We start from the raw sequence: 15784 nt of genomic DNA, 5'->3' as shown, positions 1-15784 counted from the left end.
GAAGAAGGTTTGCGCTTCGCTATTCGTGAAGGTGGTCGTACTGTTGGTGCTGGTGTTGTAGCCAAAATCATTCAGTAATAGATGTTTTGTGCGGTAGCGTTTGCTATCGCACAACTCTGCTTCATTTATGTTAGGCCAGTAGTTCAATTGGTAGAGCACCGGTCTCCAAAACCGGGTGTTGGGGGTTCGAGTCCCTCCTGGCCTGCCAAATTTCATGAAGGTTTCAATCGATAATGACTGCAAATACTGAAGAAAAAGTTTACCGGCTGGATGCTTTAAAATGGCTTCTGGTAGTTGCTGTGGTTGCTGCCGGCATTGTTGGAAACTCTCATTTTTCCGCTGAATCCATTCTCTATCGCGCATTAGGCTTGATTGTGCTTGCCGGTATTGCAGTGTTTGTTGCATTGCAAACTGCAAAAGGCAATGCAATCGCTGATGTTGTGCGCGGCGCCTTGGTTGAGCTGCGCAAAGTGGTTTGGCCTACACGCCAGGAAACCAATCAAACAACCTTAATTGTGCTTGCTGTGGTGATAGTCGCTTCAATTATTTTGTGGTTGTTGGATACTTTTTTTGGTTTCATTGCTTCCAGCATCATAGGATAAGAATTATGGCTAAGCGCTGGTATGTGGTTCACGCCTATTCTGGTTACGAGAAAAAAGTAGCCGCATCTTTACGTGATCGTGTTGCACTTTACGGAATGGAAGAGAGCTTTGGTGAGATTCTCGTTCCAACCGAAGAGGTTGTAGAGATGCGCGGCGGGCAGAAGCGTAAAAGCGAACGAAAGTTTTTCCCTGGATATGTGCTGGTTCAAATGGAATTGAATGATGATACCTGGCACTTGGTAAAAGATACTCCTCGTGTGATGGGTTTTATTGGTGGCAAGGCTGATCAGCCTGCGCCTATTACAGAGAAAGAAGCTGAAGCAATTTTGCGTCGTGTTGACGACTCGATTGAAAAGCCGAAACCCAAAACCATTTTCGAGCCAGGTGAAATGGTTCGTGTTATCGATGGCCCATTTAATGACTTTAATGGTGTTGTTGAAGAAGTAAATTACGACAAAAATAAACTGCGCGTCGCTGTTCTTATTTTTGGTCGCTCAACTCCGGTGGAGCTTGAGTTTAGCCAGGTCGAAAAGACCTAAAAAGCTAAAAGGTTTTCAATGCCCTTCTTTGTTTTGGCAAAGAGGGGTTTTCGTGTCCTTGGTGATCGCCAGGGCGGGGAGCCGGAGACGTCTGATCTTGCCAAAGGTCTGGCTGAGGCGCTAATACCCATAGGGGAGTAATGTCATGGCAAAGAAAGTAACCGCTTACGTTAAGCTGCAAGTTGCAGCTGGCAAAGCAAACCCAAGTCCACCAGTTGGTCCAGCGTTGGGTCAGCATGGTGTAAACATCATGGAATTCTGTAAAGCGTTCAATGCCCAAACCCAGGGTATGGAAGTTGGTGCTCCTGTGCCTGTAATTATCAGTGTATACAGTGACCGCAGCTTTACATTCGTAATGAAAACCCCACCCGCTTCTTTCTTGCTGAAGAAAGCGGCAGGCATTACCAGCGGTTCTGGTCGCCCAAATACCAACAAGGTTGGAAAAGTGACCCGTGCTCAGCTCGAAGTAATTGCGAATACCAAACAAGCTGATTTGACTGCTGCTGATCTGGATGCCGCAGTGCGTACCATTGCTGGCTCTGCGCGTTCAATGGGTTTGGAAGTGGAGGGTTTATAAGATGGCTAAAATTACTAAACGTCAACGCGCTATTAATGAGAAAGTTGATTCAACCAAACAGTACGCTATTGATGACGCTGTTGCGCTGTTGAAAGAACTTTCCAATGTAAAGTTTGCTGAAACTGTAGATGTTGCTATCAGTCTTGGTATTGATCCACGTAAATCTGATCAGTCAGTTCGTGGTGCTACCACTCTGCCACACGGCAACGGTAAATCAGTTCGTGTTGCTGTATTCACCCAAGGCGCAAATGCTGAAGCCGCAAAAGCTGCTGGCGCAGAATTTGTTGGTATGGATGAATTGGCTGCTGAAATCAAAGCGGGCAAGAACGACTTTGATGTGGTAATCGCCAGCCCTGATGCAATGCGCGTAGTGGGTCAATTGGGTCAAGTGCTTGGTCCTCGTGGCCTTATGCCAAACCCGAAAACCGGCACTGTAACTCCAGATGTAGTTACTGCTGTTAAAAATGCCAAAGCAGGTCAGGTTCGTTTCCGTGCAGAAAAAGGCGGTATCGTTCATGGTGGTCTGGGTAAAATTTCTTTTGATGCTGTTGCTATCAAAGAAAACCTGGAAGCATTAGTTAATGATTTGAAAAAAGCCAAACCAGCCACTTCAAAAGGTATTTACCTGAAGAAGATTTCCCTGAGCACCACTATGGGGCCAGGTTTGGTTATTGATCAGGCATCGCTTGCAATTTAATTGCTGATGCAAAAGAACTTTGGGGTCCGCTCGCTGAGAGCGGGCTATCAAAGACCGTAGGTGTCAACGATTTTTCCGCGACTTAATGTAATTGCCTACGCAGATGGTGAGACCCTTTTCAGTATTTTTATAAAACTGAATGACATCACCAAATGATGGCTTCACTGTTTGTTAAATCCAATTATCAAGCAGCGAAGATGAAGACAACGATAGGCAATGCCTATCCCAACAGGAGAAATCCCGTGGCACTAGGACTTGATGGTAAGAAGGCGATTGTCGCTGAAGTCCATGAAGCTGCTAAGAGTGCGTTGTCTGCGGTGGTTGCGGATTCCCGTGGCGTAACCGTAGGTAAAATGACCGCTCTGCGCAAGCAGGCCCGTGAAGCAGGCGTTTGGATTCAAGTCGTCCGTAACACATTGGCCCGTCGCGCTGTACAAGGCACAGCTTACGAATGTCTCGTTGACACTTTCGTAGGTCCAACCTTGATTGCTTTCTCGAACGAACATCCAGGTGCGGGCGCCCGTATTCTGCAAGATTTCGCGCGTGAGAACGACAAGTTTGAATTGAAAGCTGCCGCTTTTGAAGGTGAGAAAGTAAGCATCGCTACACTGGCAACCCTGCCAACGTACGACGAAGCTATCGCTCGCTTGCTACGTACAATGAAAGAAGCAGCTGCTGGCAAACTGGTTCGCACTATTGCGGCCGTCGCCGAGCAAAAAGAACAACAAGCTGCCTAATCGTTTCGATTACAGCTTTATTTAGATTAATTGAGCCGTTCAGGCTCCCAATATAGGAATTGAGACATGTCTCTGACTAAAGAAGATATCATCAATGCCATCGCAGAATTGTCAGTAAAAGAAGTTGTTGAGCTGGTATCTGCAATGGAAGAAAAATTCGGTGTTAGCGCTGCTGCAGCGGTTGCTGTTGCTGCTGGCCCAGCTGCAGCTGCAGTTGAAGAGCAAACCGAGTTCAACGTAATCCTGTCATCTGTTGGTGACAAGAAAGTTAACGTAATTAAAGCGGTTCGTGAGCTGACTGGCCTGGGCTTGAAAGAAGCTAAAGACCTGGTTGAAGCTGCACCAAAAGCTGTTAAAGAAGCTGTTTCTAAAGCTGATGCAGAAGCTGCAAAAGCAAAATTGGAAGAAGCTGGCGCTATCGTAGAAGTGAAGTAATTTTACGTTGGTGTACAAGGTCCATTTTCAGTTTGGACACAAGGCTGGTGGGTTTTTGCCCGCCAGCCTTTTTCTGTTTTCAGAATAGCAACTGAGCAAGTCGAGTTAGAAAGTCAGAGAAGCAGCGATTATATCGAACGCTATCTGGAGATTATCGTAAACATTTATTACGAATAATCGCGCAACAAATTGTCGAGTTAGTAGTTTTATACAAAGAAACGCATTGGCGTTTTCATGGCTGCGATCAAGCCCGATCCGCGAACAAGCTGGGGAATACAGATGGCTTACTCATATACTGAGAAAAAACGTATCCGCAAGGATTTTGGCAAACTGCCTCATGTAATGGATGTACCTTACCTCTTGGCGATTCAGTTAGATTCCTACAGAAAGTTTACCCAGGCAGATACTGCACCCAACAAGCGTGATGATATGGGTTTGCACGCTGCTTTCCGTTCCGTTTTTCCAATTGTCAGCTACTCAGGTAATGCTGCTCTCGAATACGTGAGCTACAACCTCGGTAAAGCGGCATTTGATGTAAACGAATGTATTTTGCGTGGCGCAACCTACGCTGTTCCCCTGCGCGTTAAAGTGCGCTTGATTATTTATGATCGTGAATCGTCTAACAAAGCGATCAAAGACATTAAAGAACAAGAAGTTTACATGGGCGAAATTCCGCTCATGACTGACAACGGTACTTTTGTAATCAATGGTACCGAGCGTGTAATTGTTTCCCAGTTGCACCGTTCTCCTGGCGTGTTCTTCGATCACGACAAGGGTAAAACCCATTCATCCGGCAAGCTGCTTTATTCCGCGCGTATCATTCCTTACCGTGGTTCATGGCTGGATTTCGAATTTGATCCAAAAGATTTGTTGTACGTACGTATTGACCGTCGTCGCAAATTGCCAGCAACCATTTTGTTGCGTGCACTGGGATTCAGCTCGCAAGAAATGCTGGGCATGTTCTTCGAGACCAGTAGCTTTACGTTAGGTAAAGATGGCCAGTTCAGTTATGAAGTGGTTCCATCGCGTTTGCGCGGTGATGTAGCTACATTTGATATTAAAGACGATAAAGGCAACATCATTGTTGAAGAAGGTCGTCGTATTACCGCTCGCCATATTCGCCAACTCGAAAAAGCTGGCGTTGACCAAATGGATGTTCCGTCTGAATATCTGTTGGGCCGTTCGTTGGCGAAAGATATTGTTGATACTCGCACCGGCGAACAATTGTTTGAGTGCAATACTGAAATTACTGCTGATGTATTGAATAAAATTGCTGCTGCCGGCGTTGAGAAAGTAGAGACGCTCTACACCAACGAACTGGATTGTGGTCCGTTTATTTCTGAAACATTGCGCGTTGACCCAACTCGCACTGCACTGGAAGCATTGGTAGAAATTTATCGCATGATGCGTCCTGGTGAACCGCCAACCAAAGAATCTGCTGAAGCGCTGTTCCAGAATTTGTTCTTCTCACAAGAGCGTTACGACTTGTCTGCGGTAGGTCGTATGAAGTTCAACCGTCGCCTTGGCCGTGAAGCTGAAACTGGCGAAGGTACTTTGTCTAACGACGATATCGTTGATGTGATGAAGACCCTGATTTCGATCCGTAACGGTAAAGGCGTTGTGGATGATATCGATCACCTGGGTAACCGTCGTGTTCGCTCTGTAGGTGAAATGGCAGAAAACCAATTCCGTGTTGGTTTGGTGCGTGTTGAGCGTGCAGTGAAAGAACGTTTATCCATGGCGGAAAGCGAAGGCTTGATGCCGCAAGATTTGATTAATGCCAAACCGGTTGCTGCAGCGGTGAAAGAATTCTTCGGTTCTTCACAGTTGTCTCAGTTTATGGACCAAAACAACCCGCTTTCCGAAATCACCCACAAGCGCCGTGTTTCTGCGCTCGGCCCAGGTGGTTTGACGCGTGAGCGCGCGGGCTTCGAAGTGCGTGACGTACACCCAACTCACTACGGTCGTGTATGCCCCATTGAAACGCCGGAAGGTCCAAACATTGGTTTGATCAACTCCCTGGCAACCTATGCGCGCACCAACAATTACGGCTTCCTCGAGAGCCCGTATCGCAAAGTGATCAACGGCAAGGTAACCAGCGAAATTGATTTCCTGTCGGCGATTAACGAATCTGAATACGTTATTGCACAGGCATCTGCAACGCTCGATGAACAAGGTAACCTGACTGAAGAGTTGGTGTCTGTTCGTCACTTGAACGAATTTGCCCTGAAGCCTGCAGCTGAAGTCCAGTATATGGACGTATCTGCACGCCAGGTTGTATCTGTTGCAGCATCGTTGATTCCATTCCTTGAGCACGACGATGCGAACCGTGCATTGATGGGATCAAACATGCAACGTCAGGCTGTTCCAACTCTGCGCTCGCAAAAGCCGCTGGTTGGTACCGGCATGGAGCGCAATGTTGCGGCTGACTCCGGTGTGTGCGTTGTCGCCAAACGCGGTGGTGTGATCGATAGCGTTGATGCCGGTCGTATCGTAGTAAAAGTCCACAGCGCGGAAGTGCAAGCTGGCGATGCCGGTGTGGATATTTACAACCTGATCAAGTACACCCGTTCTAACCAGAACACCTGTATTAACCAGCGTCCAATCGTAAGCATGGGCGATGTGGTTTCCCGTGGTGACATCCTGGCTGACGGTCCATCCGTCGATATGGGTGAGTTGGCGCTTGGCCAAAACATGCGTATCGCGTTTATGCCGTGGAATGGTTACAACTTCGAAGACTCGATTCTGGTTTCCGAACGCGTTGTACAGGAAGACCGCTTCACGACTATCCACATCCAGGAATTAACCTGTATCGCACGCGATACCAAGTTGGGCAGCGAAGAAATCACAGCGGATATTCCCAACGTTGGTGAAAGCGCCCTGAGCAAACTGGATGAGTCCGGTATTGTTTATATCGGTGCGGAAGTGGTTGGTGGCGATATCCTGGTAGGCAAGGTAACGCCAAAAGGCGAAACCCAATTGACGCCGGAAGAGAAACTGCTGCGCGCAATCTTCGGTGAAAAAGCCTCTGACGTTAAGGATACTTCCCTGCGCGTGCCTTCAAGCACCAAAGGTACTGTTATCGACGTTCAGGTATTTACGCGCGATGGCCTGGAAAAAGACCAACGCAGCCTGGAAATTGAAAAAGCACAATTGGATGAAGTGCGTAAGGATCTCAACGAAGAATACCGTATCGTTGAAACCGCAACCTTCGAGCGTTTGCGTTCTGCATTGGTAGGTCAGGTTGTTGCATCGGGCAAAAACGTGAAGAAAGGCGAAGCCATGACGCACGAAATCCTGGATGGCCTGGAAAAAGACCAATGGTTCAAGCTTCGTATGAGTGAAGAAGCGCTGAATGAGCAGATTGATCGCGCCGAAGAGCAATTGGCTGAGCGTCGCAAGATTCTGGATGAGCGTTTTGAAGATAAGAAACGCAAATTGTCCACTGGCGATGACCTGGCTCCCGGCGTTCTTAAAATCGTTAAAGTTTATTTGGCGATCAAGCGTCGTATCCAGCCTGGTGACAAGATGGCGGGCCGTCACGGTAACAAAGGGGTTATCTCGGTCATTATGCCGATCGAAGATATGCCTTACGACGAAAATGGCGAGACCGTTGATATCGTACTCAACCCGCTCGGTGTACCTTCACGTATGAACGTGGGCCAGGTGTTGGAAATGCACCTGGGTATGGCCGCGAAAGGTTTGGGTGTGAAGATCAACAAGCTGGTGCAAGAGCAAAAAGCGATTGCTGATGTTCGCGCCTTCCTGGAAGACATTTACAACAAGACTGGTGATGTTGCTGCCAAAGAAGATCTGGCGTCATTCTCTGACAAAGAGATCCTGGATCTGGCCAAAAACCTGATTGACGGTGTACCAATGGCAACGCCGGTGTTTGATGGTGCGAAAGAGCATGAAATCAAATCCCTGTTGCGTTTGGCCGGCTTGTCCGATTCAGGTCAGACCATTCTTTATGATGGCCGTACCGGTGACCAGTTCACTCGTCCAGTGACCGTTGGCTATATGTACATGTTGAAGTTGAACCACTTGGTCGACGACAAAATGCACGCCCGTTCAACCGGTTCGTACAGTCTGGTTACCCAGCAACCATTGGGTGGTAAAGCGCAGTTTGGTGGTCAGCGTTTCGGTGAGATGGAAGTGTGGGCACTGGAAGCATACGGTGCAGCCTACACCTTGCAGGAAATGCTGACTGTTAAGTCGGATGACGTTGCCGGTCGTACCAAGATGTATAAAAACATCGTTGATGGCGACCACCGTATGGAGCCGGGTATGCCCGAGTCCTTCAACGTATTGGTTAAGGAAATCCGCTCTCTGGGTATCAATATCGAGCTTGAGCAAGAAGATTAATGCTCGGCACTGGCCAGCTCCCCGGAGCTGGCATTGACCCGGAAACACCAAAGAATTCGCCTAGAAGTTTAATGAAAGCTCCCCGGAGCCCACAGGAGAAAGCGCCTTGAAAGACTTACTGAATTTGCTCAAGTCCCAGGGACAAGTCGAAGAGTTCGACTCTATTCGTATTAGCTTGGCATCACCTGAAATGATTCGTTCCTGGTCGTTTGGCGAAGTGAAAAAGCCAGAGACTATTAACTACCGTACCTTCAAGCCCGAGCGCGAAGGTCTGTTCTGTGCCAAGATCTTTGGCCCGGTAAAAGATTACGAATGCTTGTGCGGCAAGTACAAGCGTATGAAGCATCGCGGCATTATCTGTGAAAAATGCGGCGTGGAAGTGACCCTGGCTAAAGTGCGCCGTGAGCGTATGGGCCACATCGAACTGGCAAGCCCGGTTGCGCATATCTGGTTCCTGAAATCGCTGCCGAGCCGTATCGGTTTGCTGCTGGATATGACCCTGCGTGATATCGAGCGCGTACTCTATTTTGAATCCTACGTAGTGACCGAACCTGGTATGACCACGTTGGAGCGCGGCCAATTGCTCACCGACGAGCAATACTTCGAAGCAATGGAAGAGTTCGGTGATGAGTTCGAAGCGCAAATGGGTGCTGAAGCTATTCAGACATTAATGCGTGCTATCGACCTGGAATCAGAAATCCAGCGCCTGCGTGAGGAAATCCCGAATACCACCAGCGAAACCAAAATCAAGAAATACTCCAAGCGTTTGAAGCTGCTGGAAGCATTCTTCTTCTCGGGCAACAAGCCGGAGTGGATGGTAATGGAAGTGCTGCCGGTATTGCCGCCGGATTTGCGTCCATTGGTTCCGTTGGATGGCGGTCGTTTTGCGACTTCCGACCTGAACGATTTGTACCGCCGCGTGATCAACCGTAACAACCGTTTGAAGCGCCTGCTGGATTTGAATGCGCCCGACATTATCGTGCGCAACGAAAAACGTATGCTGCAAGAAGCAGTCGATGCGTTGCTGGATAACGGTCGCCGTGGTCGTGCAATCACCGGTTCCAACAAGCGTCCGCTGAAATCTTTGGCAGATATGATCAAAGGTAAGCAAGGTCGTTTCCGTCAGAACCTGCTCGGTAAACGCGTTGACTATTCTGGCCGTTCGGTGATTGTGGTAGGTCCAACCCTGCGTCTGCACCAGTGTGGTCTGCCGAAGAAAATGGCATTGGAACTGTTCAAGCCGTTTATTTTCAGCAAGCTCGAATTGCGTGGTCTGGCAACCACCATCAAAGCCGCCAAGAAAATGGTAGAGCGTGAAGAGGCGGTGGTATGGGATATCCTCGACGAAGTAATTCGCGAGCATCCGGTACTGCTGAACCGTGCACCAACCCTGCACCGTCTCGGTATCCAGGCGTTTGAGCCGGTATTGATTGAAGGTAAAGCGATCCAGTTGCACCCGTTGGTGTGTTCTGCGTATAACGCGGACTTTGACGGTGACCAAATGGCAGTTCACGTTCCTTTGACCCTGGAAGCCCAGCTCGAAGCGCGCGCATTGATGATGTCTACCAATAACATCCTGTCGCCAGCGTCAGGTGAACCAATCATCGTTCCTTCACAGGACGTGGTATTGGGCTTGTACTGGATGACTCGCGACCGTGTAAATGCCAAAGGCGAAAACATGGTGTTTGCGGATACCGCTGAAGTATCCCGTGCTTATTATTCCAAACAAGTTGATCTGCAAGCGCGTATTAAAGTGCGTTTGACTGAAACGTTGATTGGTGCCGAAGGCGAAAAAACCAGTGAAGTAAAACTGGTGCAAACCACTGTTGGTCGTGTGCTGTTGTGGGAAATTGTTCCTGCCGGTATTCCACTGGAAATGATCAACCGTCCAATGGTCAAGAAAGCAATTTCTGCCGTGATCAACTACTGCTACCGCGTGGTTGGTTTGAAGGCGACAGTTATTTTTGCTGACCGTTTGATGTACATGGGCTACGACTTCTCAACCAAATCCGGTTCGTCCATTGGTGTTAACGACTTTACTATCCCGGCTGCAAAAGCGGAGATCATTGGTCGCGCCGATGCTGAAGTAAAAGAAATTGAAACCCAATATGCCTCAGGTCTGGTGACCCAGGGCGAGAAATACAACAAGGTTATCGATATCTGGTCGCGTGCTAACGATTTGGTTGCCAAATCGATGATGGAAGGTATTTCCAAAGAAGCCGTTATCAATCGCGATGGCGTTGAAGAATTGCAACCGTCATTTAACTCCGTATTTATGTACGCTGATTCAGGTGCGCGTGGTTCGCCCGCCCAGATCCGTCAGTTGGCTGGTATGCGTGGTTTGATGGCGCGTCCGGATGGCTCGATCATCGAGACTCCAATTAAAGCGAACTTCCGCGAAGGCTTGAACGTACTCCAGTACTTCATTTCGACGCACGGTGCGCGTAAAGGTTTGGCGGATACCGCATTGAAGACCGCGAACTCCGGTTACTTGACTCGCCGTCTGGTCGACGTTGCGCAGGACCTGGTAGTAACCGCTATCGATTGCGGCACCGACGAAGGTTTGACCATGTCACCGGTAATCGAAGGCGGCGACGTTATCGAATCCCTGGGTGATCGTATCCTCGGTCGTATTATTGCGCGTGATGTGATTCGTCCGGGCACCGATGAAATCCTGGTTCCTGCGGGCACCATGATCGATGAAGCCTGGGTTGAGCGCGTTGAAGCCATGGGTATCGACGAAGTATTGGTGCGTTCGCCAATTACTTGCGAAGCGCGCAGCGGTATTTGCTCCATGTGTTACGGCCGTGACCTGGCGCGTGGTCATCGCGTTAACGTGGGTGAAGCAGTTGGTGTTATCGCGGCCCAGTCAATCGGTGAACCGGGTACCCAGCTGACCATGCGTACCTTCCACATCGGTGGTGCGGCATCGCGAGCGTCTGCTGCAGACAGCGTACAAGTTAAGCAAGAAGGTACCGTGCGCCTGTTGAACGTTAAGGTTGTAAGCAACCCGGCGGGCAATCTGGTTGCGGTATCCCGTTCAGGCGAATTGGCAATTGCCGATGGCAGTGGTCGTGAGCGTGAGCGTTACAAGATTCCTTACGGTGCATTGATCACTGTTAAAGACGGCGAAGCAGTAAAAGGCGGCCAGATTATTGCCAAGTGGGACCCGCATACCCACCCGATCGTATCGGAAGTGGCAGGTACCGTGGCATTCTCCGGTATGGAAGACGGTCTTTCTATCCGTCGCCAAACCGACGAGCTGACTGGTTTGAGTTCTATCGAGATCCTGGATCCGGCAGAGCGTCCATCAGCAGGTAAAGATTTACGTCCTGCGGTGACACTGGTAGATGCGAAAGGTAAAGAGCTGTTCCTGGCGAACACCAACGTACCAGCGCACTACATGCTGCCAGCCAAAGCGATTCTGAGCATTAACAACAGCGACACTATCAACGTTGGTGACATTATTGCGCGTATCCCGCAAGAAGGTTCCAAGACCCGTGATATCACCGGTGGTCTGCCACGCGTTGCTGACTTGTTTGAGGCCCGTCGTCCGAAAGAGCCGTCAATCCTGGCGGAAATTTCCGGTACTGTGAGCTTCGGTAAAGAAACCAAAGGCAAGCGCCGTTTGATCATTACTCCAACTGATGGCCAGGTATTGGATGATGGCTCAACCCATTACGAAGTACTGATCCCGAAACATCGTCAGCTGACTGTGTTTGAAGGGGAAATGGTTGCGAAGGGTGAGGTTGTGTCTGACGGTCCAGCGAACCCGCATGATATTTTGCGTTTGCAAGGTGTTGAAGCGTTGGCTCGTTATATCACCAACGAAATCCAGGACGTATATCGTCTGCAAGGTGTGAAGATTAACGATAAGCACATTGAAACTATCGTTCGTCAAATGCTGCGCAAAGTAGAAATTACCACTATGGGTGACTCTACCTTCGTTAAAGGCGAGCAAGTTGAATATAACCAGGTGTTGGAAGAAAACGAAAAACTGCGCGCGGAAGCCCGTCAGCCGGCTAACTATGAGCGTCAACTGCTGGGTATTACCAAGGCCTCTTTGGCAACCGAATCGTTTATTTCGGCAGCATCCTTCCAGGAAACCACCCGCGTTCTGACCGAAGCGGCAGTAACTGGCAAGAAAGATACCCTGCGCGGCCTGAAAGAAAACGTTGTGGTAGGTCGTTTGATTCCAGCCGGTACCGGTCTGGCATATCACTCGGACCGCAAGCGTCGTCGTGAAGAAGCGGCAAACCAGGACGTTGGCGTGAGTGCAGAAGATGTTGAAGCAGCATTAACTGAGGCACTGAAATCCAGCATTAACTAATACTGGATAATTTGCTGAGGTTTGGAAATCGCAAGATTTCCAGCGCAAATCCCGGGCAAGGCTGGCGACCCCAGCCTTGCTTTTTTATCAGCATTTGGCAAATTGCTTTATGCCTATTAAATAAGCGGGGTTTGCCTTGACGGTGGGGGGGAGCATCTTTACAATGCGCCACCCACTTTTACCCAAGTGGGAAGCAGGTCTATTTTTCGATAAGCCGCTTTCTTAAACCTGCCTTCGTGATGAAGGCATATATCTATGGAGTTTGTTTTCATGCCAACGATCAATCAATTGATTCGTAAGCCAAGAAAACCCATCGTAGACAAGAGTGACGTTCCAGCTCTGCAAGGTAACCCGCAAAGACGCGGTGTTTGCACTCGCGTGTATACGACCACCCCTAAAAAGCCAAACTCGGCGCTGCGTAAAGTATGCCGTGTACGTTTGACCAATGGCTTTGAAGTGACCTCGTATATTGGCGGTGAAGGCCATAACCTGCAAGAGCACAGCGTGGTGCTGATTCGTGGCGGTCGTGTTAAAGACTTGCCAGGTGTGCGTTACCACACTGTACGCGGTTCACTGGATACTTCCGGTGTTGCCAAGCGTAAACAAGGTCGCTCCAAATACGGTGCGAAACGTCCTAAGTAATAGTTGGCGGATGTTATCCGCCGCTTGATTTAGGTTGTTAAAGTTTTCGGTTTACTACCGAGTAAGGCCAAGCAAGTTATAAACAATAGGGTTTATAGGGTTGTCTTGGAAAATCCCTGAAGAGAGGCTATTAAAATGCCAAGAAGACGAGTCGTCGCCAAACGCGACACGCTGCCGGATCCAAAATTCGGTAACGTGACTCTGGCAAAGTTCATGAACCACGTGATGATCAGTGGTAAGAAATCGGTAGCAGAGCGCATTATTTATGGCGCAATGGATATCGTAAAAACCAAATTGAATCGCGATCCTCTGGAAGTATTCTCCGAGGCTCTCGAAAACATCGCTCCACTGGTTGAGGTTAAATCCCGCCGTGTGGGTGGTGCAACCTATCAGGTTCCAGTTGAGGTTCGTGCGTCACGCCGTACTGCGCTGGCAATGCGTTGGTTGGTGGATTACTCACGCAAGCGCGGTGAGAAATCCATGCCAGCACGTTTGGCTGGTGAGTTGATGGATGCTGCTCAAGGTAAAGGTGCCGCGGTTAAGAAGCGTGAAGACGTTCACCGTATGGCTGAAGCGAACAAAGCGTTCTCGCATTTCCGCTTCTAAGCGGAAGTCGCTTCACGTTATCTGGGCAAGAATAAAGGCAGCGTTGCTGCCTTTACCTTTTTGAAGAACTGGTGATTCGGAAACACCGCCATGGCACGTAAAACTCCAATATCACGCTACCGCAATATCGGTATCTGTGCGCATGTTGATGCTGGTAAAACCACTACGACAGAGCGCGTACTGTTTTACACCGGCCTGTCGCACAAGATTGGTGAGGTGCATGACGGCGCTGCAACTACTGACTGGATGGTGCAGGAGCAGGAGCGGGGTATCACTATCACTTCCGCAGCTGTTACGACCTTCTGGAAAGGAATGGGAGCTCAGTTTGACGAGCATCGCATCAACGTTATTGATACTCCCGGGCACGTAGATTTCACGATTGAAGTAGAGCGTTCATTGCGTGTGCTTGATGGTGCGGTCGTAGTGCTTTGTGGTTCCTCCGGGGTTCAACCGCAAACCGAAACTGTATGGCGCCAGGCAAATAAATACGAAGTTCCACGCTTGGTATTTGTTAATAAGATGGACCGTACAGGTGCTAATTATCTGCGTGTAGTTGAGCAACTTAAAACTCGCCTGGGAGCCAATCCTGTCCCGTTGCAAATGACTATTGGTTCGGAAGAGCAATTCAAGGGTGTGGTGGATCTGATTAAGATGCGCGCCATCATCTGGAATGAAGCTGACCAGGGTATGACATTTACCTACGGGGATGTCCCGGCTGATTTGGTTGAGCAGTGCAAAAAAATGCGCGAGTTCATTGTCGAATCGGCAGCGGAGTCCAGTGAAGAGTTGATGGAAAAGTACCTGGGTGGCGACGAGCTTACCGAGGCTGAAGTTAAAACGGGTATTCGTGCGCGCACATTGGCGGGTGAGATAGTTCCGGTTATCGGTGGCTCTGCATTCAAAAATAAAGGTGTCCAGGCAATGCTGGATGCTGTTATTGAGTACTTGCCGTCACCAACCGAAGTTAAGGCAATCGAAGGTGTGCTGGAAGATGGCGAGACTGTTGCTGAGCGCCATGCAAATGACAGTGATCCTTTTTCGGCGCTGGCCTTCAAGATCGCTACCGATCCGTTTGTGGGTAGTTTGACATTTATCCGTGTGTATTCCGGAATGTTGAGCTCCGGCGACGCGGTATATAACTCGGTTAAACAGAAACGGGAACGTATTGGTCGCATGGTGCAAATGCATGCTAACCAGCGCTCCGAAATTAAAGAGGTTCTGGCGGGTGATATTGCGGCGGTCATTGGCCTGAAAGACGCAACAACCGGGGATACCCTGTGCGATCAGAACAATATTATTGTTCTCGAACGTATGGATTTCCCGGAGCCGGTTATTCATGTTGCGGTGGAGCCAAAAACCAAAGCTGACCAGGAAAAGATGGGTGTTGCACTAAGCAAATTGGCGCAAGAGGATCCCTCTTTCCGTGTTCGTACAGATGAAGAAACCGGGCAAACCATTATTGGTGGCATGGGTGAGTTGCATCTGGATATCATCGTTGACCGTATGCGCCGCGAATTTAGTGTTGAGGCTAACATTGGTAAGCCTCAAGTGGCTTATCGCGAAGCTATCCGCAATACCTGTGAAATTGAGGGCAAGTTTGTCCGTCAATCGGGTGGTCGCGGTCAATATGGTCATTGCTGGATTCGCTTCTCTCCTGGCGCAGATGAAACTGCTGAAGGCTTGGAGTTTGTAAACGAAATTGTTGGTGGTGTGGTCCCTAAAGAATTTGTTCCGGCTATTCAAAAGGGGATTGCTGAGCAAATGCAAAATGGCGTTCTTGCTGGCTATCCATTGCTGGGCTTGAAGGCTGTTGTGTTTGATGGCTCTTACCATGACGTTGATTCGTCAGAAATGGCATTTAAAATTGCTGCTTCGATGGCGACAAAAAAGTTGGCTCAATATGGCGGTGCTGTATTGCTCGAGCCGATTATGAAGGTCGAAGTGGTGACGCCGGAAGAAAACATGGGTGACGTGGTGGGTGACTTGAACCGTCGTCGCGGCATGATCCTGGGTATGGATGAAAGTGTGAGCGGTAAAATCGTAAATGCTGAAGTTCCCCTGGGGGAGATGTTTGGTTATGCAACCTCATTGCGTTCTGCAACTCAGGGTCGTGCAACCTACACTATGGAGTTCTTGAAGTACCAAGAGGCCTCGCGCAATGTTGCTGATGAAGTAATGGCGAAGGGCAGAATGCAGAAGTACGAAGAATAGTTTTGATATTTCATCTTGTTGGAGGAATAGAAAAGTGGCTAAA

The 15784-nt window shown here is 49.1% G+C and carries 12 protein-coding genes and 1 tRNA gene; all 13 read left to right on the top strand.

The features are described from left to right. The coding region (locus A596_RS23850; protein WP_084127974.1) for an EF-Tu C-terminal domain-related protein at nt 1-78 on the top strand (78 nt) is incomplete at its 5' end. 54 nt (nt 79-132) lie between these two features. Further along, nucleotides 133-208: transfer RNA gene (locus A596_RS04845), tRNA-Trp, on the top strand. 25 nt (nt 209-233) lie between these two features. Continuing rightward, on the top strand, nt 234-602 hold the full coding sequence (gene secE, locus A596_RS04840; RefSeq protein WP_039913034.1) for a preprotein translocase subunit SecE: 369 nt from the start codon (nt 234-236) through the stop codon (nt 600-602). A 5-nt stretch (nt 603-607) separates the two neighbouring features. After that, nucleotides 608-1141 carry a transcription termination/antitermination protein NusG gene (gene nusG / locus A596_RS04835; RefSeq protein WP_039913033.1) on the top strand — a complete coding sequence of 178 codons (534 nt, stop codon included), beginning with the start codon at nt 608-610 and terminating at the stop codon, nt 1139-1141. A gap of 145 nt (nt 1142-1286) precedes the next feature. Next, complete coding sequence (gene rplK / locus A596_RS04830) at nt 1287-1718, top strand: 50S ribosomal protein L11 (RefSeq protein WP_039913031.1); 432 nt, start codon at nt 1287-1289, stop codon at nt 1716-1718. 1 nt (nt 1719) lies between these two features. After that, nucleotides 1720-2415, top strand: a complete 696-nt coding sequence (rplA, locus tag A596_RS04825; protein WP_039913029.1) for a 50S ribosomal protein L1 — start codon at nt 1720-1722, stop codon at nt 2413-2415. Nucleotides 2416-2657: 242 nt separating this feature from the next. Further along, nucleotides 2658-3152: a 50S ribosomal protein L10 gene (gene rplJ / locus A596_RS04820; protein ID WP_039913036.1), complete on the top strand. Its 495-nt coding sequence runs from the start codon at nt 2658-2660 to the stop codon at nt 3150-3152. A 66-nt stretch (nt 3153-3218) separates the two neighbouring features. Then, nucleotides 3219-3587, top strand: coding sequence for a 50S ribosomal protein L7/L12 (gene rplL, locus A596_RS04815; RefSeq protein ID WP_039913028.1), 369 nt, complete (start codon nt 3219-3221; stop codon nt 3585-3587). 279 nt (nt 3588-3866) lie between these two features. Then, nucleotides 3867-7952 carry a DNA-directed RNA polymerase subunit beta gene (gene rpoB / locus A596_RS04810; RefSeq protein WP_039913027.1) on the top strand — a complete coding sequence of 1362 codons (4086 nt, stop codon included), beginning with the start codon at nt 3867-3869 and terminating at the stop codon, nt 7950-7952. 106 nt (nt 7953-8058) lie between these two features. Further along, nucleotides 8059-12282 carry a DNA-directed RNA polymerase subunit beta' gene (gene rpoC, locus A596_RS04805; RefSeq protein WP_039913026.1) on the top strand — a complete coding sequence of 1408 codons (4224 nt, stop codon included), beginning with the start codon at nt 8059-8061 and terminating at the stop codon, nt 12280-12282. A gap of 270 nt (nt 12283-12552) precedes the next feature. After that, nucleotides 12553-12924, top strand: coding sequence for a 30S ribosomal protein S12 (gene rpsL, locus A596_RS04800; protein ID WP_039913035.1), 372 nt, complete (start codon nt 12553-12555; stop codon nt 12922-12924). A 135-nt stretch (nt 12925-13059) separates the two neighbouring features. Beyond that, nucleotides 13060-13530, top strand: coding sequence for a 30S ribosomal protein S7 (gene rpsG, locus A596_RS04795; RefSeq protein ID WP_039913025.1), 471 nt, complete (start codon nt 13060-13062; stop codon nt 13528-13530). 90 nt (nt 13531-13620) lie between these two features. After that, nucleotides 13621-15741 carry an elongation factor G gene (fusA, locus tag A596_RS04790; RefSeq protein WP_039913023.1) on the top strand — a complete coding sequence of 707 codons (2121 nt, stop codon included), beginning with the start codon at nt 13621-13623 and terminating at the stop codon, nt 15739-15741. The last annotated feature ends 43 nt before the right edge of the window (nt 15742-15784 follow it).

Origin of the sequence: Cellvibrio mixtus subsp. mixtus J3-8 (assembly GCF_000766945.1) — a bacterium.
In the GTDB taxonomy this organism is placed as follows: Bacteria; Pseudomonadota; Gammaproteobacteria; order Pseudomonadales; family Cellvibrionaceae; genus Cellvibrio; species Cellvibrio mixtus_A.
Note: the sequence above shows the minus strand (reverse complement) of the source record. Positions and strands in the feature narration are given on the sequence as shown.